At 71.5% G+C, this 26672-nt stretch carries 31 protein-coding genes; 19 read left to right on the top strand and 12 right to left on the bottom strand.

The genetic code is table 11. The features are described 5' to 3' along the window. Positions 1-16 precede the first annotated feature (16 nt). Together mshA and ACM9LD_RS12885 are read left to right on the top strand one after the other, a co-directional pair. Positions 17-1330: a D-inositol-3-phosphate glycosyltransferase gene (gene mshA, locus ACM9LD_RS12890; protein WP_415677037.1), complete on the top strand. Its 1314-nt coding sequence runs from the start codon at positions 17-19 to the stop codon at positions 1328-1330. Between the two features lie 5 nt (positions 1331-1335). Then, on the top strand, positions 1336-1842 hold the full coding sequence (locus tag ACM9LD_RS12885; protein ID WP_415677074.1) for a type III secretion system chaperone family protein: 507 nt from the start codon (positions 1336-1338) through the stop codon (positions 1840-1842). Here the strand turns inward: ACM9LD_RS12885 and ACM9LD_RS12880 are convergent. After that, positions 1790-3283, bottom strand: coding sequence for an MFS transporter (locus ACM9LD_RS12880; protein ID WP_415677036.1), 1494 nt, complete (start codon positions 3281-3283; stop codon positions 1790-1792). The genes ACM9LD_RS12885 and ACM9LD_RS12880 overlap by 53 nt on opposite strands. Before the next feature lie 139 nt (positions 3284-3422). Between ACM9LD_RS12880 and ACM9LD_RS12875 the strand changes: the two genes are divergently transcribed. Continuing rightward, positions 3423-3923, top strand: a complete 501-nt coding sequence (locus ACM9LD_RS12875) for a hypothetical protein (protein WP_415677035.1) — start codon at positions 3423-3425, stop codon at positions 3921-3923. A gap of 65 nt (positions 3924-3988) precedes the next feature. After that, positions 3989-4768 (top strand): glucosamine-6-phosphate deaminase, encoded by a 780-nt coding sequence (nagB, locus tag ACM9LD_RS12870; protein WP_415677034.1) that lies wholly within the window; start codon positions 3989-3991, stop codon positions 4766-4768. A gap of 4 nt (positions 4769-4772) precedes the next feature. On the opposite strand, the gene ACM9LD_RS12865 is transcribed toward nagB, so the two are convergent. Then, entirely contained in the window at positions 4773-5432 is a 660-nt protein-coding gene (locus ACM9LD_RS12865) for a TetR/AcrR family transcriptional regulator (protein ID WP_415677033.1), read from the bottom strand. Between the two features lie 87 nt (positions 5433-5519). Here ACM9LD_RS12865 and ACM9LD_RS12860 point away from each other — a divergent pair, with 87 nt between their 5' ends. Next, positions 5520-6875 (top strand): MFS transporter, encoded by a 1356-nt coding sequence (locus ACM9LD_RS12860; RefSeq protein ID WP_415677032.1) that lies wholly within the window; start codon positions 5520-5522, stop codon positions 6873-6875. A 9-nt stretch (positions 6876-6884) separates the two neighbouring features. Beyond that, the gene (locus ACM9LD_RS12855) at positions 6885-8015 is read left to right on the top strand and encodes a YbfB/YjiJ family MFS transporter (RefSeq protein WP_415677031.1); all 1131 of its coding nucleotides are present in this window, start codon (positions 6885-6887) and stop codon (positions 8013-8015) included. A 125-nt stretch (positions 8016-8140) separates the two neighbouring features. On the opposite strand, the gene ACM9LD_RS12850 is transcribed toward ACM9LD_RS12855, so the two are convergent. The 7 genes from ACM9LD_RS12850 to ACM9LD_RS12820 all read right to left on the bottom strand — a co-directional run bounded on the left by ACM9LD_RS12850 (position 8141) and on the right by ACM9LD_RS12820 (position 12616). Further along, positions 8141-8551 carry a hypothetical protein gene (locus ACM9LD_RS12850; RefSeq protein ID WP_415677030.1) on the bottom strand — a complete coding sequence of 137 codons (411 nt, stop codon included), beginning with the start codon at positions 8549-8551 and terminating at the stop codon, positions 8141-8143. 121 nt (positions 8552-8672) lie between these two features. Continuing rightward, positions 8673-9671 (bottom strand): aldo/keto reductase, encoded by a 999-nt coding sequence (locus tag ACM9LD_RS12845; RefSeq protein ID WP_415677029.1) that lies wholly within the window; start codon positions 9669-9671, stop codon positions 8673-8675. A 1-nt stretch (position 9672) separates the two neighbouring features. Beyond that, entirely contained in the window at positions 9673-10206 is a 534-nt protein-coding gene (locus tag ACM9LD_RS12840; RefSeq protein ID WP_415677028.1) for a MerR family transcriptional regulator, read from the bottom strand. A 55-nt stretch (positions 10207-10261) separates the two neighbouring features. Next, a complete protein-coding gene (locus ACM9LD_RS12835) occupies positions 10262-10633 on the bottom strand; it encodes a type II toxin-antitoxin system VapC family toxin (protein ID WP_415677027.1) in 372 nt (123 codons plus the stop codon). Beyond that, entirely contained in the window at positions 10634-10888 is a 255-nt protein-coding gene (locus ACM9LD_RS12830) for a type II toxin-antitoxin system Phd/YefM family antitoxin (RefSeq protein WP_415677026.1), read from the bottom strand. It abuts the gene before it with no gap. A gap of 34 nt (positions 10889-10922) precedes the next feature. Beyond that, positions 10923-11516, bottom strand: a complete 594-nt coding sequence (locus ACM9LD_RS12825) for a DinB family protein (protein ID WP_415677025.1) — start codon at positions 11514-11516, stop codon at positions 10923-10925. 302 nt (positions 11517-11818) lie between these two features. After that, on the bottom strand, positions 11819-12616 hold the full coding sequence (locus ACM9LD_RS12820; RefSeq protein ID WP_415677024.1) for an ABC transporter ATP-binding protein: 798 nt from the start codon (positions 12614-12616) through the stop codon (positions 11819-11821). 36 nt (positions 12617-12652) lie between these two features. On the opposite strand from ACM9LD_RS12820, the gene ACM9LD_RS12815 reads away from it, so the two are divergent. Then, complete coding sequence (locus tag ACM9LD_RS12815; protein WP_415677023.1) at positions 12653-13426, top strand: methyltransferase domain-containing protein; 774 nt, start codon at positions 12653-12655, stop codon at positions 13424-13426. On the opposite strand, the gene ACM9LD_RS12810 is transcribed toward ACM9LD_RS12815, so the two are convergent. Beyond that, entirely contained in the window at positions 13408-14307 is a 900-nt protein-coding gene (locus ACM9LD_RS12810; protein WP_415677022.1) for a LysR family transcriptional regulator, read from the bottom strand. The two genes, ACM9LD_RS12815 and ACM9LD_RS12810, sit on opposite strands and share 19 nt — an antisense overlap. Before the next feature lie 71 nt (positions 14308-14378). Between ACM9LD_RS12810 and ACM9LD_RS12805 the strand changes: the two genes are divergently transcribed. The 4 genes from ACM9LD_RS12805 (at position 14379) to ctaD (ending at position 18711) form a co-directional block, all read left to right on the top strand. Then, positions 14379-15605 carry an MFS transporter gene (locus ACM9LD_RS12805; RefSeq protein WP_415677021.1) on the top strand — a complete coding sequence of 409 codons (1227 nt, stop codon included), beginning with the start codon at positions 14379-14381 and terminating at the stop codon, positions 15603-15605. A 14-nt stretch (positions 15606-15619) separates the two neighbouring features. Further along, on the top strand, positions 15620-16396 hold the full coding sequence (locus ACM9LD_RS12800; protein ID WP_415677020.1) for an LLM class F420-dependent oxidoreductase: 777 nt from the start codon (positions 15620-15622) through the stop codon (positions 16394-16396). A gap of 124 nt (positions 16397-16520) precedes the next feature. Beyond that, entirely contained in the window at positions 16521-16934 is a 414-nt protein-coding gene (locus tag ACM9LD_RS12795; protein ID WP_415677019.1) for a pyridoxamine 5'-phosphate oxidase family protein, read from the top strand. 67 nt (positions 16935-17001) lie between these two features. Continuing rightward, the gene (ctaD, locus tag ACM9LD_RS12790; RefSeq protein WP_415677018.1) at positions 17002-18711 is read left to right on the top strand and encodes an aa3-type cytochrome oxidase subunit I; all 1710 of its coding nucleotides are present in this window, start codon (positions 17002-17004) and stop codon (positions 18709-18711) included. Here the strand turns inward: ctaD and ACM9LD_RS12785 are convergent. Next, a complete protein-coding gene (locus ACM9LD_RS12785) occupies positions 18708-19550 on the bottom strand; it encodes a class I SAM-dependent methyltransferase (RefSeq protein ID WP_415677017.1) in 843 nt (280 codons plus the stop codon). The two genes, ctaD and ACM9LD_RS12785, sit on opposite strands and share 4 nt — an antisense overlap. Positions 19551-19616: 66 nt before the next feature. On the opposite strand from ACM9LD_RS12785, the gene ACM9LD_RS12780 reads away from it, so the two are divergent. From ACM9LD_RS12780 to ACM9LD_RS12750, 7 genes are all read left to right on the top strand, one after another. Beyond that, positions 19617-20186 carry a TetR/AcrR family transcriptional regulator gene (locus ACM9LD_RS12780; RefSeq protein ID WP_415677016.1) on the top strand — a complete coding sequence of 190 codons (570 nt, stop codon included), beginning with the start codon at positions 19617-19619 and terminating at the stop codon, positions 20184-20186. Beyond that, the gene (locus ACM9LD_RS12775) at positions 20183-20929 is read left to right on the top strand and encodes a phosphoglyceromutase (protein ID WP_415677015.1); all 747 of its coding nucleotides are present in this window, start codon (positions 20183-20185) and stop codon (positions 20927-20929) included. The genes ACM9LD_RS12780 and ACM9LD_RS12775 overlap by 4 nt, the downstream gene beginning before the upstream one ends. A gap of 98 nt (positions 20930-21027) precedes the next feature. After that, the gene (locus ACM9LD_RS12770; RefSeq protein ID WP_415677014.1) at positions 21028-21324 is read left to right on the top strand and encodes a GNAT family N-acetyltransferase; all 297 of its coding nucleotides are present in this window, start codon (positions 21028-21030) and stop codon (positions 21322-21324) included. A gap of 63 nt (positions 21325-21387) precedes the next feature. Further along, the gene (locus ACM9LD_RS12765; protein ID WP_415677013.1) at positions 21388-22584 is read left to right on the top strand and encodes a sensor histidine kinase; all 1197 of its coding nucleotides are present in this window, start codon (positions 21388-21390) and stop codon (positions 22582-22584) included. Beyond that, positions 22581-23270: a response regulator gene (locus ACM9LD_RS12760; RefSeq protein WP_415677012.1), complete on the top strand. Its 690-nt coding sequence runs from the start codon at positions 22581-22583 to the stop codon at positions 23268-23270. The genes ACM9LD_RS12765 and ACM9LD_RS12760 overlap by 4 nt, the downstream gene beginning before the upstream one ends. A 90-nt stretch (positions 23271-23360) precedes the next feature. Beyond that, entirely contained in the window at positions 23361-24086 is a 726-nt protein-coding gene (locus tag ACM9LD_RS12755) for a FadR/GntR family transcriptional regulator (protein ID WP_415677011.1), read from the top strand. Beyond that, the gene (locus ACM9LD_RS12750; protein ID WP_415677010.1) at positions 24083-24769 is read left to right on the top strand and encodes a sterol desaturase family protein; all 687 of its coding nucleotides are present in this window, start codon (positions 24083-24085) and stop codon (positions 24767-24769) included. The genes ACM9LD_RS12755 and ACM9LD_RS12750 overlap by 4 nt, the downstream gene beginning before the upstream one ends. On the opposite strand, the gene ACM9LD_RS12745 is transcribed toward ACM9LD_RS12750, so the two are convergent. After that, the gene (locus tag ACM9LD_RS12745) at positions 24766-25581 is read right to left on the bottom strand and encodes a hypothetical protein (RefSeq protein WP_415677073.1); all 816 of its coding nucleotides are present in this window, start codon (positions 25579-25581) and stop codon (positions 24766-24768) included. The two genes, ACM9LD_RS12750 and ACM9LD_RS12745, sit on opposite strands and share 4 nt — an antisense overlap. Positions 25582-25629: 48 nt before the next feature. Here ACM9LD_RS12745 and ACM9LD_RS12740 point away from each other — a divergent pair, with 48 nt between their 5' ends. Continuing rightward, positions 25630-26589 carry a Ppx/GppA family phosphatase gene (locus ACM9LD_RS12740; RefSeq protein ID WP_415677009.1) on the top strand — a complete coding sequence of 320 codons (960 nt, stop codon included), beginning with the start codon at positions 25630-25632 and terminating at the stop codon, positions 26587-26589. Positions 26590-26672 lie beyond the last annotated feature (83 nt).

Raw genomic sequence — 26672 nt, 5'->3', positions numbered from 1 at the left:
GGTTAAGCTGGACGACGTGCCTACTGGGAAGTCCGCGGCCCCCGTGCCGCGCCGGATCGCGGTGCTGTCGGTGCACACGTCCCCGCTGGCCCAGCCCGGGACGGGCGACGCCGGCGGGATGAACGTCTACATCTGGCAGACCTCCCTCGAGCTCGCGAAGCGCGGCATCGAGGTCGAGATCTTCACCCGCGCCACCGCCTCCGCCGACCAGTCGATCGTCGAGGCCGCTCCCGGCATCCGCGTGCGCAACATCGTCGCCGGGCCCTTCGAGGGCCTGGACAAGACGGACCTGCCCGCGCAGCTGTGCGCCTTCGCCGCGGGGGTGCAGCGCGCCGAGGCCCGCGAGGAGCCCGGCTACTTCGACCTGATCCACTCGCACTACTGGCTCTCGGGCCAGGTCGGCTGGCTCGCGCGCGACCGCTGGGGCGTGCCGCTGGTGCACACCGCCCACACCCTCGCCGCGGTGAAGAACGACGCCCTCGCGGTCGGCGACACCGCGGAGCCGCAGGCCCGGCTCATCGGCGAGCAGCAGGTCTCCGACGAGGCCGACCGGCTCATCGTCAACACCGAGGTCGAGGCCGGTCAGCTGGCACGGATCCACGACGTGCCGCCCGGCCGCATCGACGTGGTCTACCCGGGCGCCGACCTGAACACCTACATCCCCGGCGACGGGGCCGCCGCGCGCGCCGAGCTCGGCATCGCGCCCGACGAGCTGGTGCTCACCTTCGTCGGCCGCATCCAGCCGCACAAGGCGCCCGACCTGCTGCTGCGCGCCGCCGCGCCGCTCATCCACGCGCACCCCGAGCGCCGCATCCGCGTGCTGGTCATCGGCGGACCGTCGGGCACGGGGCTCGAGCGCCCGGACGCGCTGATCGCGCTGGCCCGCGAGCTCGGCATCGAGCACGCGGTCACCTTCGGCCCGCCGCGCCCGCCCGCCGGGCTCGCCGAGGTCTACCGCGCCTCCGACGTGGTCGTCGTCCCCAGTTACTCCGAGTCCTTCGGCCTCGTCGCCGTCGAGGCGCAGGCGTGCGGCACGCCCGTCGTGGCCGCGAGGGTCGGCGGACTGCCGGTCGCCGTCGCCGACGGTGTCTCGGGACGCCTCGTCGACGGCCACGAGCCGCAGGTGTGGACCGCGGTGCTCGACGAGCTCACCGCGGACTCCGTTCTGCGACAGCGGCTTTCCGACGGTGCCGCCGCCCACGCCCGGCAGTTCTCGTGGGCGCGCACGGCCGACGGCCTCCTGGAGAGCTACGGGAAGGCGATGCAGGCGCGCAGCGAGGCGGCGCAGACGGTGCGCCGTCGGCGGCGCCGGACGGGAGCACGGGTATGACGATGATGACCCCGGAGCAGATCGAGAAGGCGCTCACCGAGCGGGAACTCGAGTTCACGCGCAAGGAGGAGTCGGGCAAGGACGTCGCCCACTTCGTGATCGAGCTGCCCGGCGAGAAGAAGCTGAAGACCACCACCCTGCTGACGCTGGGCACGCACGGGGCGCGGGTGGAGGCCTTCGTCTGCCGGCACGTCGACGAGAACTTCGAGGGCGTGTACCGCTATCTGCTGCAGCGCAACCGGCGCCTCTACGGAGTGGCGTACACCCTCGACAAGGCGGGCGACATCTACCTCACCGGCCGGTTCGCCGAGCTCACCGAGGACGAGTTGGACCGGATCCTCGGGCAGGTGCTCGAGGCCGCCGACGGTGACTTCAACATCCTGCTGGAGTTGGGCTTCTCCACCGCGATCCGCCGCGAGTTCGACTGGCGCGTCTCCCGCGGCGAACCGCTGTGGAATCTCAAGCCCTTCGAGCACCTGCTGCCAGAGTTTCCGGAGCTTCCGGAGCGCTGACCTCGTCGGCACCGTCGACGGCAGTGCGTGAGCGCGGGATCGCCAGGGCGACAACGGCCGCCACTGCGGCGACGACGCCGGCGATCACGAAGGTGCTGGTGAACGCGGACTCCGCGGGCAGCTCGACGGCGCGCGGAGTGCCGGCGCCCAGGGTGATGGTGGTGCGGGTCAGTACTGTCGCCATCACGGCCGAGGCGACCGCGGTGCCCATGGAGCGCATGAGCGAGTTGAGGCCGTTCGCGGCGGCGGACTCGGTCTCCGGGACGTTGCCCATGATCAGCGCGGGCATCGCCGAATAGGCCACGCCCACACCGCCGAAGACGATCATCGAGCCGAGCGACATCTTCCACGTCGCGTCGGTCAGGCCGAGCAGCGCGAAGTAGCCGCCGGCCGACATGGTGGCGCCGAGCGCGAGGGTCAGGCGCGCGCCGATCCGCCTGGTCAGCAGCGCGGAGACGGGGGAGAGCGCCATCATGACCAGGCCGCCGGGCACCATCCACAGGCCCGCGTTGAGCATGGTCAGGCCGAGTCCGTAGCCGGTGGCCTCGGGGATCTGCAGCAGCTGCGGCATCGTCAGCATGAGCGAGAACATCGCGAAGCCGACCATGATCGACGCGAGGTTGGTCAGCAGGATGGGGCGGCGCGCCGAGATCCGCAGGTCCACCAGGGATTCGCGGGTGCGCAGCTCCCACCAGCCCCACGCCAGCAGGACGAGCGCGCCGCCGACGGCGCAGCCGATCGTGGCCGCCGAGGTCCAGCCCCAGCTCTGCCCCTTGGTGATCGAAAGCAGCACGGAGACCAGGCCGACGCTGAGGCCGACGGTGCCGACCACGTCGAACTTGCCGGGGTTGAGGTTCGGCGATTCCGGGACCACGACGTACACCAGGCCGAGCGTGATGACGCCCAGCGCGAGCGAGAACCAGAACAGCGTGTGGTAGTCGAAGTGCTCGGAGATGTACGCGCCGAACGGGATACCGATCGCGCCGCCCACGCCGAGCATCGCCGACATGAGGGCGACGGCGCCGGGGATCTTCTTCGCGTGCAGTTCGTCGCGCATGAGCGAGATGCCCACGGGCACCAGGCCCATCGCGAAGCCCTGGAACGAGCGGCCCACGACGGTGAGCAGCAGCGTGTGCGAGAGCGCGCAGATCAGCGAGCCCGCGATGAGGCTCAGCAGGCTGGTGAGCAGGATGAGGCGCTTGCCGTACATGTCGCCGAGGCGGCCGGCGATCGGCATCGCGACCGACGAGGCCAGCAGCGTGGAGGTGATGACCCACGAGGCGTTGTCGGCGGAGGTGTTCAGCAGGTGCGGCAGTTGGCCGACGAGCGGCACCACCAGCGACTGCATGAGGGAGGCGAGGAGTCCGCCGAGGCACAGGACGGCGATGAGGATCCCGTCCGACGGGGCCCCGGCGCGGGTCTTTCGGAGCATGTCTGTCATGCCGCCCGACGGTAGTTGCAGAATACAACTCAAGCAACCGGATGCGGCGAGCGTCACCCCCGCCGGGGGCACTGTGACGTGCATTAATGTGGGGCCGCGAACCGCCACGAATGGGGCGTTCCGTCCCTAAGGTCGGGGTGTGAATTCCACGACGAAGCTCCGTGCCGGCACCGCACTGCTCCTGGCGGCGATCGTGGTGCCGATCCTCCTCGTCCTCACTCTCACCCTGCCGCAGTTCCGGCTCGACGCGCGGATCGTCCCGCTCGACGGTGCGCCGCACGCCGTCGAGCTCCCGGCCGGCGCCGAGTACGCGGTCCTCGCGGCCACGCGGACCAAGGAGGGCGCACCGTCGTGCGTGCTGACCGGGCCCGACGGTGCGCCGATCCCGCTGCGGGAGGCCTCCGGGGGTGTCACGGTGGAGAACCGGATGGTGATCCGCGTCTTCGACACGGGCACCGGCGCGGTCACGGCGACGTGCCCGCCGACCCCCGGCTACACCGAGGTCGCTCTCGGCAAGCGTCCCGACATGACGCGCCTGCTCGGCGGGATCTTCGGCGCCTTCGGCTTCGCCCTGCTGGTCGGCGGGCCGGGGCTGGTGCTGCTCATCGGTGGCCTGCGGGGGCGCTCCCGCGTCGCCTGAAGTTGGTTATGACCAGTTTCGCTGATCTGCGGGTATTCGGCGCGTGCGCCCTCTAGGATGGCCGCATGGAAATCGTGATCCGCCCGACTCCCGCCGACGTCGCAGTCACCGCCGCCGACATCGTGGCCGAGCACGTGCGCCGCGGCCCCGCGGTGCTGGGCCTGGCCACCGGTTCCACGCCGCTCGCCACGTATCAGGAGCTCATCCGCCGCCACCGCGACGAGGGACTGAGCTTCAAGGACTGCGTCTCCTTCAACCTCGACGAGTACGTCGGGCTGCCCAAGGGGCACCCCGAGAGCTACCGCGAGGTGATCCGCAAGGAGTTCACCGCGCACGTCGACATCCCCGACGCCAAGGTCGAGGGCCCGGACGGCACGGCCGCCGACATCGCCGCCGAGGCGAAGCGTTACGAGGACGCGATCAAGGCCGCGGGCGGCGTCGACGTCCAGTTGCTGGGCATCGGCACCGACGGGCACATCGGCTTCAACGAGCCGGTCTCGTCGCTGGCCTCGCGCACCCGGATCAAGACCCTGACCACGCAGACCCGCGAGGACAACGCGCGGTTCTTCGCCTCGATCGACGAGGTGCCGATCCACGTGCTCACGCAGGGGCTCGGCACCATCTCCGAGGCGGAGCACCTGCTGCTGCTCGCCACGGGCGAGGGCAAGGCCGAGGCGATCGCCGCCACCGTCGAGGGGCCGGTCGCCGCGATCAACCCCGCGTCGGTGCTCCAGTTCCACCCGCACGTCACCGTCGTCATCGACGAGGCCGCCGCGTCGCAGCTGCGGCTGAAGGACTACTACGTGCACGTGCTCGCCAACAAGCCGGCGAACCAGCCCTTCTAGGAGCTCAGGGCTCCTCGGGCCCGAAGAGGCCCGTCATCAGCGCCGCGAGACTCGCGGCGAAATCGTCGACGGTGGCGGTCTCCGCGTCCAGTTCCGCGCTCGCGCGCAGGTGCGGCACGGTGTCCCGCGGCATCGTCCCGACGATCTCGTCCATGCGCTCGTGGGTGAGCGGCGTCCCCTCCGCGCGCTGCCGCAGGTGCGAGAGCACGCTGCCGAGGGTGAGGCTCCACAGCGCGCGGTAGGCGGCGAGCGCGGCGGCGCGGTCGCCGGTGAGCTCGTACGCCGCGCCCATCACGGCGTCGGTGAGCAGGAGCGCGCCCCGGCCGATCCGTTGCGGCCGGATGAGCGCCTCCGGCACCCATGGGTGCGCCGTGAGCGACTCGTAGAGCGTCGTCATCGCCATCCGGATGCGGGTGCGCGGCTCCTCGGGGAAGGTGATCGCCGCGAAGGGCTCCGCGATCGCGTCGAGCGCCAGGGCGAGCAGGTTCTCCTTGTCGTCCACGTGCCGGTACAGGGCCATGGTGGTCACGCCCAGGTCGGCGGCGAGCGACTTCATCGTGAGCCCGTCGACGCCGGCCTCGTCGAGCACGACGAGGGCTCGCTCGACGATCCTCTCCCGCGTGATGCTGGGCGGGCGGCCGCGGCGCGGCGTGATCTGACGCATGCGCCCATTCTGTCGGAGGGGCCTTGTGAACGCTCCTCACTGAGGCTACCCTTCCAATTTATGTTACTAGATACACAAAAAACTCCGGTGCGGGCGGCGCTGCTCCTCGCCGCGCTCTCCCAGTTCCTCGTCGCCTTCGACGCCTCCGTCACCAACGTCGCGCTCCGGGCGATCCGCGACGACGTCCACTTCACTCCCCAGGGCCTGTCGTGGGTGGTCAACGCCTACGCGATCGTCTTCGGCGGGCTGCTCCTCCTCGCCGGCCGGCTCTCCGACCGGTTCGGTCCGCGCGCGCTGCTCCGTTTCGGCTTCGCGCTGTTCACCGTCGCCTCGCTCGCCGCGTACCTCTGTCACGAGCCCTGGCAGGTGATCGCGGTGCGGGTGCTGCAGGGGGTCGGCGCCGCCGCGATCGCGCCCGCGGCGATCACCTCCGTGGCGCTCACCTTCCGCGAGCCCGCGCAGCGTGCGAAGGGCTTCGCCGCCATCGCGATCGGCGCCTCGGTCGGCGGCGCCGCGGGGGTGGTGCTCTCCGGCGTCCTCACCGACGCCTTCGGCTGGCGCACCGTCATCGCCTGCGGTGCGGTGGTCTCCGCACTCGGCCTCGCGATGACCTACGCGGCCCCGGGGCCGGTGGCGGGGGCGGACCGTCGGACCGACTGGGCCGGCGGCGCGCTCGCCACCGCGGGCCTGACGGTGCTCGCCTACGGCATCGTGGCGGCCACCGACAACGGCTGGGGCAGCACGCGCACGCTGGGTTGGTTCGTCGTCGCCGCGGTGCTGTTGGCGGCCTTCGTGGCCGTCGAACGGCGAACGACGGTGCCGCTGGTCGACTTCCGCGTGCTCGGCCGGCGGGACGTGCTGGTGCCGTGCCTGGTCTTCGCCTTCGTGGTCGCCGGACAGTTCGGCGCCTTCTACTTCGTCTCGCTGTATCTGCAGATGGGCCTGGGGTATTCGGCCACCAAGACGGGACTGATGTTCCTGCCCTTCTCCTTCGGCATCGTGGTCGCGGTGCAGCTCGCGACGCGCCTCGTGCCGAGGATCGGTGCCCGCCGGGTGGTGGCGATCGGCACCGCGCTGGCGACTGTCGGCTTCCTGCTCTTCGCGCCGCTCCCCGCGGACGGCGGCTTCCTCACGGCGGTGCTCATCCCGTCGCTGGTGACCTCGGTGGGCATCGGGATGGTCTTCCTGCCGCTCCCGGGCGTGGCGACCGCGGCGGTGGCGCCGTCCGCCGCCGGCATGGTCTCGGGCGTGCTCAACACCTTCCGGCAGGTGGGCGGCGCCCTCGGTCTCGCGATCCTGGTCACCGTCTCCGCCGCGCTGAACGGCGACGGCGCCGTCCTCCCCGGCTATCGCGGCGCGCTGCTGGTGAGCGCCGGCCTCGTGGCAGCGGCCTTCGCCCTGGCGCTCCTCCTGCCCGCGAGGCAGGAATCCCCCGCTCGTTAGAATGGCGTAGTGAATACGCGGCAGCTCGGCTTCGGCGCCCTGGCCGGGCTCGCGGCCGCGATGGGGCTCGGGCGGTTCGTCTACACGCCGATCCTGCCGCTCATGCAGGAGCAGACCGGCATCTCGCCCGGCTCCACCGCGGTCGTCGCCACGTTCAACTACCTCGGCTACTTCCTCGGCGCCCTGGCGCTGGCGATGTGGCCGCGGCTGGCCCGCAGTAGGGGACTGCTGCGGGCCTCACTGCTCGCGCTCGTCGCCAGCGAGGTGGCGATGGTCCTGGCGGTGAGCGTGCCGCTGTGGTCCGGGGTGCGGCTGATCGCCGGACTCGCGAGCGCCGTCGTCTTCGTCTACTGCGCCGGCGCGGTCGCCGGGACCGCGGCGGCGGGCGTCGCCTTCTGCGGCGTGGGCGTCGGGATCGCCGCGTCGGGCGTGCTGGTGGTCGCGCTGGGGGAGGTCGTCGGCTGGCAGGTCCTGTGGTGGGTGGCCGCGGTGGCGACCGCGCTGTTCGGGCTGTGCGCGTGGCGGCTCCCGCCGGGCGCGTCCGGCCCCGTCGCCCGGCCCGACGGTGCCCCCGCGCCCCGGCCCGGCGTGGCCGGGTGGGCGCTCGGGATCAGCTACTTCCTCGAGGGGCTCGGCTACATCGTGCTCGGCACCTTCCTCGTCGCGGCCGTGGCCGTCGGCGGGCGGCCCTGGGAGGGGCCGGCGGCGTGGGTGATCGTCGGCCTGGCCGCCGCCGTCTCGCCGCTGATCTGGGCGCGGCTGCGGCGGTACCGCTCCGCGGAATCGCTCCTGGTGATCGCACTGCTCCTGCAGGTGGTCTCCGCGGTGCTGCCCGCGCTGGTGCACGGCCCCGCGGCGGCCGCCGTCTCGGCGGTCCTGTTCGGCGGCACCTTCATCGGCGCGGTGCAACTGTCGATGGAGGCGGGCGCGCGGATCGGCATTCCCCGGTCGGCCGCCGTGCTCACCGCGGGCTACGGGATCGGCCAGATCGTAGGGCCGCTCGTCGTCGCGCCGATGCTCGGCGACGGCTACGACGCGGCCTTCCTCACCGCCGGCGGCGTGCTCGTGGCCTCCGCGGCGCTGGCCGCGGTCGCGCGCTGGACGGCCCCGGATCGGGCCGCTACCCCTGGCGTCCGCTGACCTGTGCCGTGCAGCGGCGCGACCCTCCGATTCCGCGGGGGTCGCGCCGCTGGGGGACACGTTTCAGCGGGTACACCGAGTCCGCCGCACCGCGGGTGAGATCCGACGGTGTCGAAAGGCCGGCGTCAGGCCGGTACGAAGCCGAGCGTGGCGGGCGTGTTCTTGTCCCGAGGCGCGGTGTAGTAGACGTCCACCGTCTGACCGGGGAACACGCGGACCGGTAGGTACCGCCAGGTGAAGGTGACCGTGTCCGTGTTGCATGCGACGCGTAGCAATCGATCGCCCGCCTCCACGGTCAGCGTGTTCGTTCGCCACATCGTCGCCAGCGGCCACTGCGTGACCAGGCCGTCCACGGTGGCCCACACCTCGGGGCCGTTACCGCCCAGGTTGATGAGATCGGTCGGGTCGCGGTACCAGAGGAACTCGGCGATGCGGTCCACGAGGTCGAACCTCTGCCAGAACCCTCGCCGGCCGCGCTGGCAGTGGAGCCGGATCTGGCCAGTCGGGTGGCCGCCCTTCGCCGGATAGGGATGCATCGATTCTCCTGGTGGTCGGCACGGATCTTCTTGCCGACCTCCACGATTCCCGCGAGCCCTTGGTGCCGCCTTGCCCGGCGGTTGGCCCGCACGGTGGCGGTGCGGGCCGACCGCCGGAGTATCAGCGCTGCTGCAGCGTGCGCTGCGGCAGGCGGCTGCCCACGGCAGACAGAGCGGTCAGCTCGGAGAGCTGGTCCGCGGTGAGCGCGACGGCGGCGGCGCCGAGGTTGTCGCCGAGGTGCTTGCGCCGCGTGGTGCCCGGGATCGGCACGACGTCCTCGCCCTGCGCCAGCACCCACGCGAGCGCGACCTGCGCGGCGGTCACCGGCGCACCGTCGGCCCCGGCGCTGGAGGCGGTGAGGTCGGCGGCGATGGCGTCGATCCGGTCCACGAGCCGCAGATTCGCCTCGAGGTTCTCGCCCTGCCAGCGCGGGATCGTGTGGCGGAAGTCGTCGCCGCCGAGCGCCGCGGCAACGGCCTTGCGGTCCGCGGTCAGCAGGCCCCGGCCGAGCGGGCTGAACGGCACCAGGCCGGCGCCCACCTCGTGGGCGGCCTGCAGCGGCCCGTCCTCGACGTCGCGGGTGAAGATCGAGTACTCCGACTGCAGCGCGGCGATCGGGTGCACGGCCGCGGCCCTGCGGATGTCCTCCGCGGTCGCCTCGGACAGGCCCAGCGCGCGGACCTTGCCCGCCGCGACCTGCTCGGCCATCGCGCCCACAGTCTCCTCGACGGGCACCTGCGGGTCGACGCGGTGCAGGTAGTAGAGGTCGATCACGTCGACGCCGAGGCGGCGCAGCGAGCCGTCGACGCACCCCGCCACGCGCTCGGGGCGGCCGTCGAGCCCGACGGGCTTGGCGTTCTGGTCGTTGACGAAGCCGAACTTGGTGGCCAGCACGATCTCGTCGCGGTGCGCCTGCACGAAGGGGGCGAGGAACTCCTCGTTGGCGCCGTTGCCGTACATGTCGGCGGTGTCGTAGAGCGTCACGCCGGCGGCGAGGGCGGCCTCGAGCGTCGCGCGGGCCTCGTCGGGATCGGCCGAGCCGTAGGCGTGGCTCATGCCCATGCAGCCGAGGCCGAGGGCGGAGACGCGCAGGTCGCCGAGGGTGCGAGTGGGGAGCATGTCAGTCCTTCAGGTCGAGTTCGTGGGGTGCGACGGTGCCGGCCGCCGCGGTGTCCGGGGTGGTGGCCGGCGCACCGGCGACGCAGTCGCCGAGCCCACCGCCGTAGGTCGCGATCTTGTAGTCGATGACCGCGAGCGAGTACTGCAGCTCCTCGATCTGCGCGGCCGTGCGGGCACGGTGCGCCGTGAGGAGGGCGAGGCGGGCGGGGATCGTGGCGTCTCCGCCGTCCACGAGGTGGACGTACTCCGTGATGTCGGCGATCGGCATACCGGACAGGCGGAGCCGGGTCAGGAAGATGACCCGCGCGATCGCCTGCGGGCCGTAGCGACGGTGCCCGGCGCTGTCCCGGTCGACCGTCACCAGGCCGACCCGCTCGTAGTAGCGCAGTGTGTGGCCCGAGACGCCCACCAGCTCCGCCATCTCGGCGACGGTGAGCGGCCCCTCCTGCGCCGGCCCGGCGAGGATCTCCGCCGCGCTCGGCAGCGGCCCGCGGGAGCGGACGATGGATGCGAGTTCTTCCGTGTGTGCGACCACGTGAGCAACGCTAAGCCTTCGAGCGCACTCGAAGTCAACAGGAGTTCGGGGCGGATCAGACTTCGAGCGTGTCGACGTCGTATCGCCTGATCGTGGCGTCGCGAGTGACGAGGGTGAGTCGCTCGACCTTCGCCTGCGCGATCAGGATCCGGTCGAACGGGTCGCGGTGGATTTCGGGGAGCTCGGCGGCGGCGGTGGTGTGAACGTTGCGCACTGCCAGTTCGACGAGAGTCGCGAGCCCGGCCGCCAGCCCGCTCGGCACCTCGAGCTTGCCCCGCGCAGACTTGCGCAGGATCTCGTAGGTCGAGATAGGGCTGTAGTACACGGCGGTTTCGGTTTCGATCAGATCGATCACAGCGGGGCTCAGCTCGGATCGGTCGCCGCGCAGCCACCAGAGAACCACGTGCGTGTCGAGGAGGAGGCGCACCTAGGCGTCCTCGCCCCACTCGCGAGCGAGCTCGGCGTTGGTCTCCGGGCTGTCCCATCCTTCGTGCAGGACGATGGAATCCGCGAACATCCCGAAGCTCGATCGCCTGGCCGTCAGGTCGAGTGGCACGACCTTCGCGATAGGGTGCCCGGCCCGCTTGATGGTGATCTCCTCGCCGTTCTCGACGCGATCGAGCAGCTTCGAGAAGTGCGTCTTCGCTTCGTGGACGTTGTACTCGTTCGCGTCCGGATCCATCGTCGCCTCCAGGAGTGGACTAACCGAGTCCACTCTACTCTTCACTCCTGTTCGTGGGCGTCCACGCCTGGACGAAGCCCAGGTCGCCCAGGTCCTCGGCCGCGGCGATGAGTGAGTATCCGGTGGCGCCGTCGATCTCCTCGCGGAGGATGTCGGCGTGGCCGGCGTGGCGGGCGACCTCCTCGATCACGTGCAGCAGGATCCAGCGCACCGTCCACCCCTCGAAGCCCTCGGGGAACCACGGCGCGGGGCGCGCGGGTGCGACCGCGTCGAGATCCGCCTCGTCTGCGACGGCCAGGACGCGCGCAACGGCGGCGTCGTGGGCGGCGAGCAGGGTCGCGAGCGTCTCGCCCTCCCCGAGCCGGAAGTCGTCGCCCTCGGCCATGGCGTCCAGCCGGGGATCGGAGAACAGCTCCGGCGCGGCCTCTGCACGGGCGGACCAGGCGTTCACGGTGAGCGTGACGTGCTTGAGCAGCCCGCCTACGGTGAGCGCGCTGCGGGCGGGGGAGAGCCGGATCTGCGCCTCCGTGAGACCGAACGCGGTGTGCCGCAGGCCGTCGAGCTGCTGCGCGAGGAAGCCGCGGAGCCCGGCGCGCTCGGAATCGGCCGGGGGTGCCATGAAGGGCATGAAGAACTCCTGACGGGATCGAGGGGGCGTCCCCAGTCAAGCGCGGACCACTGACATCCGCCTCGATCGCGTCCTGCTGTGCGTACTCGGCGGCGAGCGCATCGGCGAGCGCGCGGGCGGCGATCTCCTCCTGGGCGACCTCCAGCCACACGCAGTGTTCGAACGGCTCGTACCCGTCGTCGCTGTACATCCGGCACCTCCGTGGAAGGATGCCTCCAGTCTAGCGCCGTTATTCGATCATAAGATCACGAATCAATAACGATCTCGAACGTCAATCGAACGAACGGCGACAGTCGCCGACGCTACGACCGCGCCGTCCAGCGGCCGTCCTGCCGCGCGATGGTGATCGGGTGGTCGAAGGCGTGACTGATCGCGTCGGTGGTCAGCACGTCGTCGACCGCGCCGGCCGCGGTGATCCGGCCGTCGCGGATCAGCACCGCGTGCGTGGTGGTCACCGGGATCTCCTCCAGGTGGTGGGTCACCAGGATCGAGGCGAGCTCGGGGTGGGCGCGCCGCGCACCGTCGACCGTGGTCAGGAGGCGTTCGCGGGCGGCGAGGTCGAGCCCCGTCGCCGGCTCGTCCAGCAGGAGGAGCGCCGGCTCGCCCATGAGCGCGCGGGCGATCAGCGCCCGCCCCCGCTCGCCCTGGGAGAGGGTGGGCCAGCGCGATTCCACGTGCCGCGCCATCCCCAGCGTCTCGACGAGCTCCTCCGCGCGGGCGCGCTGCGCGTTCGTCGGCGCCCACCGGGGCGGGAACTCGGGCGTGTTCGTCACGCCGGTGATCACGACATCGCGCACCGTGAGCGGCACGTCGAGGCGATGCCGCGGGTTCACGTGTCCGATGTGCGTGCGCAGCTCCCGCATGTCCACCCGGCCCAGGCGCTTGCCGAGCACGTCGACGGTGCCGCGGGTCGGGTGGGTGACCGCGCCGCACAGGCCGAGCAGCGTGGACTTCCCAGCGCCGTTCGCGCCCAGCAGGACCCAGTGCTCGCCCCGGCGTACGGTGAGGGAGACGTCGTCGAGGAGGTTGCGGCCGGTGCGGACCAGGTCCACGTGGTCGATGCTCAGCACGTGCGGATCGTTCGTCGCGGTATCAGTCACAGTCCACCTCTCCACTCAAATTGATTGGATGATTGTATGACTTCTCATCGGTGGGATCCATCCCAGTACCTCCGTTACGGCGACGAGCGCACCCGCCCGTTCCTCGACCTGCTCGCCCGCATCCCCGGCGATGCGCGCACCGTCGTCGACCTCGGCTGCGGCCCGGGCAACGACGTCGCGCCGCTGCGCGCCCGCTGGCCGGACGCTGCGATCCACGGCGTCGACTCCAGCGCGGAGATGATCGAGCGCGCCCGCGCCGACGTCGCCGATCCGCGCGCGACCTTCGCGGTCGGGGACGCCGCCGCGTGGCGCCCCGGCGGCGAGCGCCCCGACGTGATCGTCTCGAACGCCATGTACCAGTGGGTCGATCGGCACATCGACCTGCTGCCCGCCACCGCCGACGGTGCCGCCCGCGCCTTCGCCTTCCAGGTACCCGGCAACCAGGACGCGCCCTCGCACGCCCTCCTCTGGCGCCTGGCCGCGGAGTACGGCATCACCGACTTCCGCCGCATCGACGTGCGCGATCCCGCCGAATATCTTGCGGCGCTGCAGCGCCCAGGCTGGGCGGTCGACGCCTGGGAGACGACCTACCAACACGTGCTGCAGGGTCCCGACGCCGTCTTCGAGTGGATCTCCGGCACCGGCGCGCGCCCGGTGCTCGCGCGGCTCGACGGTGCCGAGCGCGCGGACTTCGTCGCCCGGTACAAGGCGGAGCTGAACACCGCCTACCCGCCCAAGGATTTCGGGACGGTGCTGCCGTTCCGCCGGATCTTCGCCGTGGCGACCCGCGATCAGGCGTCGAGCGCGTAGTCGCGGAACGCGCGCACCGCACGCGGCAGCGCCGTGTCGGGCCGCCAGATGAGCCCCACCTCACGGGTCGGCGCGGGCCCGGACATGGGCACCAGCACCAGACCGGGTGGCCACAGCGGGTCCTCGTCGACGGGCAGCAGCGCCACCCCGAGGCCCGCCGCGACGAGGCCGGCGACAGTGAAGGACTCGGACGACTCGAACGCGATCCGCGGTCGGAAACCCGCGGCGGCGCAGCGCTCTTCCAGGATGCGGCGCAGGCCGAACTCGGGGTGCATCGTGATGAAGTCCGCGTCGGCCGCCTCGGAAAGGTGCACGGACGGGCGCTCCGCCAGCGGGTGACCCGCGGGCACGGCCAGCGCCAGGCGCTGCACCGCGAGCAGCCCGAAGGCGACGGCGCTGGTGGCGGGCCGCGGCGAGACGATCGCGAGGTCGGCCTCGTCGGCGAGCACTCGGTCGGTGACCGTCCCAGCGGCGAACTGGGACAACTCGAAACTCACGCGCGGCTCCCGCTTCCGGAAGCCGGAGACGAGGCGCGGCACCAGCGCGACGCCGAAGGAGTGCAGGAAGGAGAGCCGGATCGTGCCCTGTGAGGGGCTGCGCAGGTCCGCGATCTGGGCCCGCGCCGCCTCCAGTTCGGCGTGCGCGCGGCGGGCGTGGTCGAGGTAGATCTCGCCGCTCGTGTTGAGCACGAGGCGCCCGTGCCGCCGGTCGAACAGCGGCGCCCCGATGTCCGCCTCCAGGCGCGCCAGGGTGCGCGAGAGCGTCGGCTGGGTGATCCGCAGCGCCGCCGCGGCGTCGGTCATGTGCTGGGTCTCGGCGAGTGTGATGAACCGCGCGAGGTCGTCCGACGTGCTCGGAACGGGCCTGCCAGCTGTGGTCATGCGTTCTTTCTATCAAGATCAGCAGATCCATGCATTTCACACATCGGCACCGCGGGGGCAGGGTGAGTCCCATGACCGCCACCGTCGAGACCGCCGAGACCGCGCCGCTCCGTGCCGGGACCCCCGCGTACCGTCGGACCACCCTGGCGCTGTTCGTGGCGGGACTGACGACCTTCGGTTCGATGTACTCCACCCAGGCCGTGCTGCCCGAGCTGACGCGGGTCTTCGGTTCGGCGCCGGCCGTCTCCGCGCTCGCGGTCTCCGTCACCACCGGGCTGCTCGCGCTCGCGATCATTCCCGTCAGCGCGCTGTCGGAGCGCTTCGGCCGGACCCGCGTGATGACGGTGTCGGCCGTCGCGGCCGTGCTGCTGGGCCTGGTCATCCCGCTCGCGCCCACGCTGCCGGTCCTGCTGATCCTCCGTGCGCTGCAGGGGATCACGCTCGCCGGCGTGCCCGCCGTCGCCATGGCCTACCTGGCCGAGGAGGTGGACGGGCGCGACCTCGGCGGGGCGATGGGGCGGTACGTCGCGGGCACGACGATCGGCGGCCTGCTCGGCCGCGTGGTGACGGCGGTCGGCCTCGACGTCATGGCCTGGCGCGGCGCCATGGAGCTCTTCGCCGTGGCCGCAGCGGTGCTCACGGTGGTGATGATCCGCACCCTGCCGGCATCGCGGTTCCACGTGCCGAAGCCGGTCTCGGTGGGAACGACGGTGCGCGGCATGCTCGGCCACCTCCGCCGGCCGGAGCTCGCGACGCTGTTCGTGCTCGCCTTCCTGCTGATGGGCGGCTTCGTCAGCGTCTACAACTTCCTCGGATTCCGTTTGCTCGCGGAGCCGTTCGTGTTCGCGCCGGGCGTCGTCGGGCTGGTCTTCCTCATCTACCTGGCGGGCACCGTCTCCTCCGGTGCGGCGGGCCGGCTCGCGGACCGGATCGGCCGGCGCCGGGTGCTGTCGACCTCCATCGCGACGATGGGCGCGGGTCTCGTGCTCACGCTGCCGGATTCGACGCCCGCCGTGCTGGCGGGGATGGTCGTCTTCACCGCGGGCTTCTTCGCGGCGCACAGCGTCGCGAGCGGCTGGGTCGGGCTGCTCGCGACCGAGCACCGCGCGGAGGCCTCCTCGGGGTACCTGTTCTGCTACTACGCCGGCTCGTCGGTGCTGGGGGCGTCGGGCGGGGCGGCGTTCGCCGCGCTGGGTTGGACCGGGCTGGTGATCGCGGTCTCGATCGCCGTCGCCGCGGCGTTCGTGCTGGTCATCGCGGTCCTTCCCGGTTCGGCCAGCGCGTCCGCGGAGGGCTGAGTAGCGTCGATGCCATGCGCATCGGAGTCCAACTTCAGCCCCAGCACTTCACCGAGTACCAGCAGCTCCGCGACGCCGTCGCCAAGCTCGAGGATCTGGGCGTCGACATCGTCTACAACTGGGACCACTTCTTCCCGCTCTCCGGCGACCCCGACGGCACGCACCTCGAGTGCTGGACGATGCTCGCCGCGTGGGCGGAGCAGACCTCGCGGATCGAGATCGGTGCGCTGGTCACCTGCAACAGCTACCGCAACCCCGACCTGCTCGCCGACATGGCGCGCACCGTCGACCACATCTCGAAGGGCCGACTGATCCTGGGCATCGGCTCCGGCTGGTTCCAGCGCGACTACGACGAGTACGGCTACGAGTTCGGCACCGCCGGCTCGCGCCTCGACGACCTCGGGAAGGCCCTGCCACGGATCACCGAGCGGTGGGCCAAGCTCAATCCGGCTCCCACGCGCGACATCCCGATCCTCATCGGCGGTGGCGGCGAGAAGAAGACGCTGCCGCTGGTGGCGCAGTACGCCTCGGTGTGGCACTACTTCGTGGACCTGGAGACCTACCGGCACAAGTCGGCCGTGCTCGCCGAGGCCTGCGCGAAGATCGGCCGCGACCCGAAGGAGATCGCGCACAACATCGCCATCCCGCGCGGCACCGGCCCCGACGACGCCCTCGCCTTCGCCGACCAGCTGGTCGCGGAGGGCGCCACGCAGTTCACCGCGGAGCTCTCCGCGCCCGGCTTCGACTACACCGTCATCGAGGCGCTGCTGCGCTGGCGGGACTCGCAGTAGGCGAGGCCTCCGCTCCCGGCGGTCCCGGGACGTGCGGCCCGACGAAGGTCCCTGGCGACGCGCCGCCGGACGGGGTGAGAGTGGGCGGCGGGCAACACTCCCGCCCCGACCCTAGGAGCACGTCATGGAACGATTCACCGCCGGCACCACCGTCCTCGATCGTGCGGAGGCGACCGAGCTGCTGCGCCGCAAGGACGTGGGGCGCATCGTGATCGCGCTCGGGGGCGAGGCCGAGATCTTCCCCGTGAACTACGTGCTCGGCGAGGGCTGCAACGTCCTGTTCCGGACCGGTCCGGGCAGCAAGCTCGCCTCGGCGGTCGTGGCGCGCGAGGTGGCCTTCGAGGTGGACGAGGTCGGCGGGGATCAGGCCTGGAGCGTCATCGTGCGCGGGCCCGCGCGCGTGCGCACGGACTCGTCGGCCCTGTCCGTCACGGACGCGCTCTCCTTGCGGCCCTTCATCGACGACGGCAAGTACGAGGTCGTGGAGGTCCTGGCGGAACGGGTCAGCGCCCGCGGCTTCGGACGCACCTGGTCCTGAACCGCCGGGACATCGCTCGGGACGTCCGCCGCTGCCGCGGGGGTCTCCCGCGGCCGACGATCGATCCATGGACGGTGGAACCGAGACGACCGCCACGGACGTGGCACCCGAACGGCGGCTGCGCGCCGCGCGCCCCGAACCCGCGCGCGGCAGGCCCGCCGGCGGCTGGATCCGCGACCTCGTGGTCACCACGGATCACAAGACGATCGGCGTCATGTACATCGTCACCTCGATGCTGTTCTTCTTCGCGGGCGGCCTCATGGCCCTGGTCATGCGGGGCGAGCTCGCGGAGCCCGGCCTGCAGTTCCTCTCCACGGAGCAGTTCAATCAGCTGTTCACGATGCACGGCACCGTGATGCTGCTGCTGTACGCGACCCCGATCGCGTTCGGCTTCGCCAATTACCTCGTGCCGCTGCAGATCGGCGCACCCGATGTCGCGTTCCCCCGCCTCAACGCGGTCGGCTACTGGCTGTACCTGTTCGGCGGCCTCACCGCGTCCGCGGGCTTCATGGTCCCCGGCGGCGCGGCCGACTTCGGCTGGACCGCGTACACCCCGCTGTCCGACGCCGCCCACAGTCCGGGCGTCGGCGGCGACCTGTGGTTGATGGGGCTCACGGTCGGTGGTCTCGGGACGATCCTCGCGTCGGTGAACATGGTCACCACCGTGCTCTGCCTGCGGGCGCCCGGGATGACGATGTTCCGGATGCCGATCTTCACGTGGAACATGTTCGTGGTGAGCGTGCTCGCACTGATGGTCTTCCCGTTGCTGGCGTCCGCGCTGGTCGGGCTGGAGGTGGACCGGCAGTTCGGTGCCCACCTGTTCGATCCCGCGAACGGCGGAGCGGTCCTGCGGCAGCACCTGTTCTGGTTCTTCGGCCACCCGGAGGTGTACGTGCTGGCCCTGCCGTTCTTCGGCATCGTCTCCGAGATCTTCCCGGTGTTCACCCGCAAGCCGATCTTCGGCTACAGCGGCCTCGTGATGGCGACGCTCGCGATCGCGGCGATCTCGATGGCGGTGTGGGCGCATCACATGTACGCGACCGGCGCGGTGCTGCTGCCCTTCTTCAGCTTCATGACGTTCCTGATCGCGGTGCCGACGGGCGTGAAGTTCTTCAACTGGATCGGCACGATGTGGAAGGGGAACATGACCTTCGAGTCGCCGATGCTGTTCTCGATCGGCTTCCTCGTGACCTTCCTCTTCGGTGGCCTCACCGGCGTGCTCCTCGCCTCCCCGCCGCTCGACTTCCACGTCTCGGACACCTACTTCGTGGTCGCCCACTTCCACTACACGCTGTTCGGCACCATCGTCTTCGCGGCGTTCGCGGGCATCTACTTCTGGTTCCCCAAGGCCACCGGACGCCTGCTGAACGAGCGACTGGCCCGATGGCACTTCTGGCTCACGTTCGTCGGCTTCCACACCACCTTCCTGGTCCAGCACTGGCTGGGCGCCGAGGGCATGCCGCGTCGCTACGCCGACTACCTCGACACGGACGGCTTCACGAGCCTGAACCGGATCTCGACGGTCGGTGCGTTCATCCTGGGCGCCTCGGTCCTGCCCTTCGTGTGGAACGTCTTCACGAGCTACCGCTACGGCGAGGTCGTCACGGTCGATGACCCGTGGGGCTTCGGCAACAGCCTGGAGTGGGCCACCAGCTGCCCCCCGCCGCGGCACAACTTCACCGAGCTGCCGCGCATCCGCTCCGAGCGCCCCGCGTTCGAGCTGCACTACCCGCACATGGTCGAGCGCATGCGGGCGGAGAAGCACACCGCGCGCTAGCGAGCCGGGGCGAGCGTCACGACGCCGCTCCACGGCGCGTCGCCAGGGGCGCGCGGGTCCGGTTGCGGTCCCGCGGCCAGGCGGTGCGCCTCGGGCGAGTCCAGGCGTCCGAGCTCCAGCGCGGCGACGAACAGCGAGTCGATCCGGTCGGCCGCCCAGCCCCGGTCCTCGAAGTGAGCGACCCCGTCGGCGGGGAGGAACCGCCAGGGCGCGCGATGCAGGATGCCCCGATTCCGCTCGGCCATCACCGATCCCACCCCGGCGGAGCTGAGGTCGAGGCACCAGCGATGCACTCCCGCCGCGCGCAGGACGTCCGCGAGGGCGTCGGCCTCGTCGGGGGAGAGGTACATCACCAGCCCCTCGGACAGGACCAGGATCCGACGGTCCGCGAGGCCGGCCAGGAGGTCCGCGAGGCCGTCGCCGGCCAGGTCCAGCGGCACTCGGCGTAGCCGGCAGCGCGGCGTCTCCGCGGCGAGGACCGCCGCCTTGTGTTCCAGGATCGCGGGGAGGTCGACCTCGATCCATTCCAGGTCGGCGGGCAGGTCGAGGCGGTACGGCCGGGCGTCGAGGCCCGCGCCCAGGTTGACGACGGTGTCGCAGCCGTCGGCGATCGCCGCGGCCACCGCCTCGTCGATCAGGACGGTCCGGGCGGTGAGGTACCAGCCGTCGCCGCCGCCCGCGGCCGGGGCGGCGCCCTCCGCGATCGCCGCGCCCTCGGCGCCCGCGAGCCGCGCGGCGAACGGGTCGTGGAACAGCGCGTCGGGGCGCGCCGATTCGGTGGCCCGATGGTGCGCGACCCAGCGCGCCGTGTCGTCGACGGTGCCGATCAGGTCGTCCATGTCATCCCCCTCTATAGAAGTAGAGTGCTCTAAGGTTATAGAGCATCGAGTGGATGGAGGGCAACCGTGGACGAGCGACGGATCGCGATCGGCGAGGCGGCGCTGGACCTCGCGGCCGACGGCGGCAACCGGGCGGTGACGCACGGCGCCGTCGACAAGCGGCTGGGGCTGCCCAAGGGGTCGACGTCGTACTACTGCCGCACCCGCTCCGATCTGCTGCGCACCGCGATCGAACACCTCCGGCAGCGGTCGCGGGCCGCCTTCGACGCCGACGTGCCGCGCACCGTCGACCGCGAGACCGCGGCGGACCTGACGGCGCGCCAGCTGCACCTCCTGCTCACGGACCGCCGGCGAGACGCCCTCGCCCGCTACGCGCTGGCGCCGGATGCGCTGGCCGAGGGGCTCGAGGCGGATCTCGCCACCTGCCTGTTCTCCGTGCCGCTCGCGAGCGGCCTGTTCGCGGCGCTCGGCACCGTCGACCCCGACCGGGCCGCGGCCGACCTGGTCAGCCTGCTCGAGGGCCTGCTCTTCGACCGCCTGTACGGCACCCGGTCGCTGGGGCCCGCGAAGACCGAGGCCGAGAGCCTCGCGGACCTGCGTGAGCCGATCCGGCGGGCGTTAAACTACGGCGCATGACCTACGGCACCCTGATCCTGCTCCGCCACGGCGAGAGCGAGTGGAACGCGTCCAACCAGTTCACCGGCTGGGTCGACGTGGCGCTGACCGAGAAGGGCCGCGGCGAGGCCGCGCGCGGCGGCGAGCTGCTCAAGGAGGCCGGGCTGCTGCCCGACGTCCTTTACACCTCGCTGCTGCGTCGCGCGATCACCACCGCGAACATCGCGCTGGACGCCGCCGACCGGCACTGGATCCCCGTGGTCCGCGACTGGCGCCTCAACGAGCGTCACTACGGCGCGCTGCAGGGCCTCAACAAGGCCGAGACCAAGGACAAGTACGGCGACGAGCAGTTCATGCTGTGGCGCCGCAGCTACGACACCCCGCCGCCCGCGATCGATCCGGAGAACGAGTACAGCCAGACCGGCGACCCGCGGTACGCGCACCTGCCGCAGGTGCCGCTCACCGAGTGCCTGCTCGACGTGGTCAAGCGCTTCATCCCCTACTACCAGGCCGTGATCGAGCCGCAGGTGGCGCAGGGGAAGACGGTGCTCGTGGCCGCGCACGGCAACTCGCTGCGCGCGCTGGTCAAGCACCTCGACGGGATCTCGGACGCCGACATCGCGGCGCTGAACATCCCCACCGGCATCCCGCTGACCTACTCGTTCAACGAGGACGGCACCGTCGCCAACCCGGGCGGCACCTACCTCGACCCCGAGGCTGCCGCCGCCGGCGCCGCCGCGGTCGCCAACCAGGGCGCCAAGTAGTCCCACGATCGACGACGGGGGCGGTACCGAGCGAATCGGTACCGCCCCCTAAGTTTCTCCTCAGCCTCCGGGGCCGCGCAGGGGATAGGTTGGATCACATGGCTGACGTGACTGTGACCCACTCCCCGGAACAGGAGCGCTACGTGCTCACCGTCGACGGCGAGCAGGCGGGCTATCTCGACTACGTGGACGAGGTGGACGTGCGCCTGCTCACGCACACCGTGGTCGACGCCGAGTACGGCGGCAACGGCTACGCGGCGGTGCTCACCAAGGCCGCCCTCGACGACGTCGTCGCGTCGGGGAAGAAGGCCCGCGCCGTGTGCTCCTACGTCGCGAACTACGTGACGAAGCACCCCGAGTACGCCTCCGTTGTCGAGGTGGCCGCCGACCGGTAACCCGTTGTTCACCAGTCGTTCCCGATGTGAAGAATCGCAGGAGAACCTGGGTACACTGACCGCGTGACTGTGGCCCTCTGTGTGGTGTCCGCCCTGGCGGGCGCCCTCATCGGATGGCTCGCGCGGCGCGTCCGGCAGCGGGTGATCACCGCCGAACCGGTCGGTCCGACGCGCATGACGGTGGCCGAGCTGCACCGCGCGGTGATCCGCGAATCGCCCACCGGACTGGTGGTCGTCGACGGCTTCCGCGACGTCATCGCGTGCAACGCGCGTGCCGAGGAGTTCTCCCTCGTCCGCGAGCAACTCCTCGACGACCGCGTCTGGCAGGCCGCCTCGCAGGTCCTCGAGACCGGTGCCCCGCGCACCGTCGAACTGACGGTGTCCCGCCGGTCCGACCGGGCGAGCATCGCGGTGCGGTGCCGGGTGGACCTCATCGTCGGGACCGAACCCGACGAGCGGTACGCCGTGGTCTACGCCGACGACGACACCGAGAACCAGCGCATGGAGGCCACCCGGCGCGACTTCGTGGCGAACGTCTCGCACGAGCTGAAGACCCCCGTCGGCGCGATCGGCCTGCTCGCCGAGGCGCTGCTCGAATCCGACGACGACCCGGAGGCGGTGCGGCACTTCGGCTCCCGCGTGCTCGTCGAGTCCACGCGCATGGGCAACATGGTCAACGAACTGATCGCCCTCTCCCGTCTGCAGGGCGCGGAGAAGCTGCCCGACCTCGGCAGCGTGGAGGTCGACGACGTGGTCGGCGAGGCCGTCGCCCGCGCCCAGGTCTCGGCCGAGGCTAACAACATCTCGCTCATCGTCGACGAGCCCTCCGGTCTGGAGATCCGCGGCGACGACACCCTCCTGCTGACGGCGCTGTCGAACCTCATCTCCAACGCGATCGCCTACTCGCCGCAGAACACCCAGGTCTCGATCAGCCGCCGCCTGCGCCCCGCCGCCGGGCCCGACGGTGCCTCGTCGGTCGAGATCGCGGTCACCGACCGGGGCATCGGCATCGCCCCCGAAGACCAGGAGCGCGTCTTCGAGCGCTTCTTCCGCGTCGACAAGGCGCGGTCCCGGATGACGGGCGGGACCGGACTCGGTCTCGCGATCGTCAAACACGTCGCCGCGAACCACGGCGGCACCATTAGGCTCTGGAGCAAACCGGGCATGGGTTCGACCTTCACGCTGGTGCTGCCGGCGCCGGTCGAGCCGGGCGCGGGTCCTGCAGAGCGCGATGACCACAGTGAGGATGTACTGCGGTGACACACGTACTGATCGTCGAGGACGAGGAATCGCTGGCCGACCCGCTGGCCTTCCTGCTGCGCAAGGAGGGCTTCGAGACCACCGTGGTCACGGACGGCGCCGAGGCCCTGCGGCACTTCGACTCCGCGGGCGCCGACATCGTCCTGCTCGACCTCATGCTGCCCGGCATGAGCGGCACCGACGTGTGCAAGCAGCTGCGCGCCCGGTCGTCCGTGCCGGTCATCATGGTGACCGCGCGCGACAGCGAGATCGACAAGGTGGTGGGCCTGGAACTGGGGGCCGACGACTACGTCACGAAGCCCTACTCCGCACGCGAGCTCATCGCCCGCATCCGCGCGGTGCTGCGCCGCGGCGCCGACACCGCCGCCGCGGACGGCCTCGACGACGGGGTGCTCGAGGGCGGCCCCGTCCGGATGGACGTCGAGCGGCACGTCGTGACCGTCGGGGGAGACGCGGTGACCCTGCCGCTCAAGGAGTTCGACCTGCTCGAGTACTTGCTGCGCAACAGCGGCCGCGTGCTCACCCGCGGGCAGCTCATCGACCGCGTCTGGGGCGCCGACTACGTGGGCGACACCAAGACCCTCGACGTGCACGTCAAGCGCCTGCGCAGCAAGATCGAGGCCGACCCGGCGAACCCGAAGCACCTGGTCACCGTCCGCGGCCTCGGCTACAAGCTCGAGCCCTAGCCCCGGCATCACCGTCGCGTTCCGCGGCGGTCCGGCGATTTACTGGTAAGACCACTTGACCACCGGACCGGGTGGCGCTACGGTTCCGGCATGGAACTGAGCCCGGTCACGAAGCGGTCCGCCGCCGACGAGGTGCACGAGCAGCTGCTGAACCAGCTGGTCAGCGGCGCCGCGCCGGTCGGCTCGCGGCTGCCCAGCGAGCGCAAGCTCGCGGAGGTCCTCGGCGTCTCGCGGCCCGTCGTCCGCGAGGCGATCGCCCGCCTCGCCACGTCGGGCCACGTCGAGGTCCGCCAGGGCGACGGTGCCGTCGTCAACGACATCACCCGCACGGGCGGGCTGGACCTGCTGCCGCACCTGCTCGTCGCCGCGCCCGACGGTGCCGTCGTCGACCCGTCCGTGGTCCGCAGCGTCCTCGAGGTGCGCGAGCACCTCGGGCCGTGGATCGCCGAGAAGGCCGCCGCCCGCTCGGCCGACGCGCTGACCGTCCCGCTCACCGCGGCGCTCGCCGCGATCGAGGGCGCCGGCTCCGGCCCGGAGCAGCAGGCCGCCGCCCTCGGCTACTGGGAGCAGCTCGTGCGCGGTGCCGACTCGATCGCGATGACCCTCATCTTCAACGGCATGCGCCGCGTGTACGAGCCGCTGCTCGGCGTGCTCGCCGACGCGGTCGCGGCCGCCGAACCCGCGGAGCGCTACCGCACCCTCACCGCCGCTGTCCTCGACGGCGACGCCGCCGCTGCCCGTACCGCCGCGCAGGCCGTCCTCGGCGGCGCCACCGGCGTGCTCGGCGGATTCCTCGACCGGATGGAGCAGTCATGACCACGACCGATCGCGCGGCCCGCCGCAGATTCTCACTCGGCGACGCCGGCCGCGAGTTCCTGCGCCATCCCACGCCGTGGATGATCCTGGCCTTCCTCGCCGGCACCGTCGCCGCGCGCATCGTCGTCGGCGGGGGAGGGCTCGCCGACCTGTGGGCGCCGCTCGTCTTCGCGGCCCTGTTCCCGTTCCTGGAGTGGGTGATCCACGTCTTCGTGCTGCACTGGCGGCCGCGGACCGTCGGGCCGATCACGCTGGACACGCTGCTCGCGCGCGACCACCGGCGGCACCACGCCGCGCCCCGCGACGTGGACCTGGTGTTCATCCCCACCCGCGCGCTGCCCTGGGTGATCGCCGGCCTGGGCGTCGCCGCGCCGCTCGGCGTGGGCGCCCTGATCGGCGCGCCGCTGCACGCGACGCTCACCTTCATGCTGGTCGAGGCGGTCTTCCTGCTCGGCTACGAGTGGATCCACTACCTCGTGCACACCGACTACAAGCCGCGCGGCCGCGCCTACAAGGCGGTCTGGCGCAGCCACCGGCTGCACCACTTCAAGAACGAGCACTACTGGTTCTCGGTCACCACCGCGGGGACCTCCGACCGGGTGCTGGGCACCTACCCGGACCCCGGCGCCGTCGACACCAGCCCGACCGCCAAGAATCTGCACGGCCTGGACGGGCTCGGTTAGAGCTCCACGTACTTCATGTCGTAGGACTGCCGCTCCGTCGCGGCCGCGGTGGCGGGGTGTACGGCGACCAGCTTGCCCTGGCGCGCCTCGCACTCGCGGGCCAGCGCGGCGTAGGCCTCCTCGCCCAGCAGCTCCGTGAGCTCGGGGGCGTAGCTCTGCCACACCTGCTGTGCGCCGACGTGCGCCTCGGGGGAGCCGGTGCAGTACCACTGCAGGTCGAGTCCGCCTGCGCCCCAACCCCGCCGGTCGTACTCGCCGATCGTGGTGCGCAGGATCTGTTCGCCGTCGGGCCGCTCGACCCACTCCTGGGTGCGCCGGACCGGCAGCTGCCAGCAGACGTCGGGCTTGACGGTGAGCGGTTCGACGCCGGTCCGCAGGGCCATCGCGTGCAGGGCGCAGCCCTCGCCGCCGGGGAATCCCGGCCGGTTCAGGAAGATGCACGCGCCCTCGTACCGGCGGGTGCGCAGCGCGGGCTCGTCGTCGAGGTCGTCCTCCTCGAGGTACCCCTTCTTCCCCAATCCCTTACTGCGGAACTGCCAGTCGTCGTCGGTGAGCTTCGCGACGGCCTTCTTCAGGCGCTTGCGGTCGTCGTTGTCGGAGAGGAAGGCGCCGTGGCTGCAGCAGCCGTCCGTGTCCCGGCCCGGCTCGATCCCGTGGCACGACGGGGTGCCGAACACGCACGTCCAGTGGGAGAGCAGCCAGGTCAGATCCGCCGCGATCAGATGGCTCGGGTCCGCGGGGTCGGTGAACTCCAGCCACTCGCGCGGGAAGTCCAGGGGGACTTCCGGGACGGGACGCCGCAGGCCGGGCATCGGAAGGTCGGTCACAGGGGCCACCGTAGTCGGGTCTAGATTGACGGGGTGAGATTGGGAGTCCTCGACATCGGGTCCAATACGGTGCACCTGCTCGTGGTCGACGCCCACTGGGGCGCGCACCCGACGCCGATGAGCTCGACCAAGGCCACGCTACGGCTCGCCGAGAAGATCGAGCCGAGCGGCCGCCTCAGCCGGGCCGGCGAGGACGCGCTCGTCGCATCCGTCGAGGAGTTCACGAAGATCGCGCGCAGCTCCGGCTGCTCCGAGGTGATGGCCTTCGCGACCTCCGCGGTCCGCGACGCCAGCAACACCGACACCGTCCTCGCGCACGTCAAGCAGGCCACCGGCGTCGACGTCGAGGTGCTCTCCGGCGCCGACGAGTCCCGCCTCACCGCGCTCGCGGTGCGCCGCTGGTACGGCTGGAGCGTGGGCCGCGTGCTCAACATCGACATCGGCGGCGGCTCGCTCGAGATGAGCAACGGCGTCGACGAGGAGCCGGACGTCGCGCTCTCGCTGCCGCTGGGCGCGGGCCGGATCACCCGCGAGTGGCTGCCCGACGATCCGCCCGGGCGCCGTCGCGTCGCCATGCTGCGGGACTGGCTCGACGCCGAGATCGCGCCCGCCGCCGCGCGGCTGCAGGCCGTCGGCACGCCCGACCTGGTCGCGGGCACGTCGAAGACGATGCGCACCCTCGCCCGCCTGACGGGCGCGGCGCCCTCCTCCGCCGGGCCGCGGGTCAAGCGCACGCTCACGGCGCGCGGACTGAGCCAGCTGATCGCCTTCATCAGCCGGATGACGGAGTCCGACCGCCGCGAGCTGGACGGGCTGAGCTCCGATCGCGCGGGCCAGATCGTGGCCGGCGCGCTGGTCGCCGAGGCCGCGATGCGGGCGATGAAGGTCGAGGAACTCGACATCTGCCCGTGGGCGCTGCGCGAGGGCGTGATCCTGCGCTATCTGGACACCCAGGCGGGGTTCACCCCGGAGAGCAGCGGTAAAGCCCATTAAAGGCGCGAAGTAACATAACGGACCGCCGCGTGTGCCGCCACGGTTGCGCGGCGGTGTACAAGTAGAATCTTCTGAGACCACAC

Source organism: Tsukamurella hominis (assembly GCF_965137015.1).
In the GTDB taxonomy this organism is placed as follows: Bacteria; Actinomycetota; Actinomycetes; order Mycobacteriales; family Mycobacteriaceae; genus Tsukamurella; species Tsukamurella hominis.
The sequence above is the reverse complement of the archived record's forward strand: the minus strand, read 5'-3'. Positions and strand labels throughout refer to the sequence as shown.

Excerpts from the sequence above, each read along its gene's own strand:
- ACM9LD_RS12750 (WP_415677010.1), top strand. The coding sequence starts at position 24,083 with ATGACCACGACCGATCGCGCGGCCCGCCGCAGATTCTCACTCGGCGAC.
- ACM9LD_RS12850 (WP_415677030.1), bottom strand. The coding sequence starts at position 8,551 with ATGCATCCCTATCCGGCGAAGGGCGGCCACCCGACTGGCCAGATCCGG.
- ACM9LD_RS12845 (WP_415677029.1), bottom strand. The coding sequence starts at position 9,671 with ATGCTCCCCACTCGCACCCTCGGCGACCTGCGCGTCTCCGCCCTCGGC.
- ACM9LD_RS12825 (WP_415677025.1), bottom strand. The coding sequence starts at position 11,516 with ATGCCCTTCATGGCACCCCCGGCCGATTCCGAGCGCGCCGGGCTCCGC.
- ACM9LD_RS12865 (WP_415677033.1), bottom strand. The coding sequence starts at position 5,432 with ATGCGTCAGATCACGCCGCGCCGCGGCCGCCCGCCCAGCATCACGCGG.
- ACM9LD_RS12775 (WP_415677015.1), top strand. The coding sequence starts at position 20,183 with ATGACCTACGGCACCCTGATCCTGCTCCGCCACGGCGAGAGCGAGTGG.
- ctaD (WP_415677018.1), top strand. The coding sequence starts at position 17,002 with ATGGACGGTGGAACCGAGACGACCGCCACGGACGTGGCACCCGAACGG.
- ACM9LD_RS12745 (WP_415677073.1), bottom strand. The coding sequence starts at position 25,581 with ATGCCCGGCCTGCGGCGTCCCGTCCCGGAAGTCCCCCTGGACTTCCCG.
- ACM9LD_RS12880 (WP_415677036.1), bottom strand. The coding sequence starts at position 3,283 with ATGACAGACATGCTCCGAAAGACCCGCGCCGGGGCCCCGTCGGACGGG.
- ACM9LD_RS12795 (WP_415677019.1), top strand. The coding sequence starts at position 16,521 with ATGGAACGATTCACCGCCGGCACCACCGTCCTCGATCGTGCGGAGGCG.
- ACM9LD_RS12810 (WP_415677022.1), bottom strand. The coding sequence starts at position 14,307 with ATGACCACAGCTGGCAGGCCCGTTCCGAGCACGTCGGACGACCTCGCG.
- ACM9LD_RS12755 (WP_415677011.1), top strand. The coding sequence starts at position 23,361 with ATGGAACTGAGCCCGGTCACGAAGCGGTCCGCCGCCGACGAGGTGCAC.
- ACM9LD_RS12885 (WP_415677074.1), top strand. The coding sequence starts at position 1,336 with ATGACCCCGGAGCAGATCGAGAAGGCGCTCACCGAGCGGGAACTCGAG.
- ACM9LD_RS12770 (WP_415677014.1), top strand. The coding sequence starts at position 21,028 with ATGGCTGACGTGACTGTGACCCACTCCCCGGAACAGGAGCGCTACGTG.
- ACM9LD_RS12815 (WP_415677023.1), top strand. The coding sequence starts at position 12,653 with ATGACTTCTCATCGGTGGGATCCATCCCAGTACCTCCGTTACGGCGAC.
- ACM9LD_RS12785 (WP_415677017.1), bottom strand. The coding sequence starts at position 19,550 with ATGGACGACCTGATCGGCACCGTCGACGACACGGCGCGCTGGGTCGCG.
- ACM9LD_RS12800 (WP_415677020.1), top strand. The coding sequence starts at position 15,620 with ATGCGCATCGGAGTCCAACTTCAGCCCCAGCACTTCACCGAGTACCAG.
- nagB (WP_415677034.1), top strand. The coding sequence starts at position 3,989 with ATGGAAATCGTGATCCGCCCGACTCCCGCCGACGTCGCAGTCACCGCC.
- ACM9LD_RS12830 (WP_415677026.1), bottom strand. The coding sequence starts at position 10,888 with ATGGATCCGGACGCGAACGAGTACAACGTCCACGAAGCGAAGACGCAC.
- ACM9LD_RS12805 (WP_415677021.1), top strand. The coding sequence starts at position 14,379 with ATGACCGCCACCGTCGAGACCGCCGAGACCGCGCCGCTCCGTGCCGGG.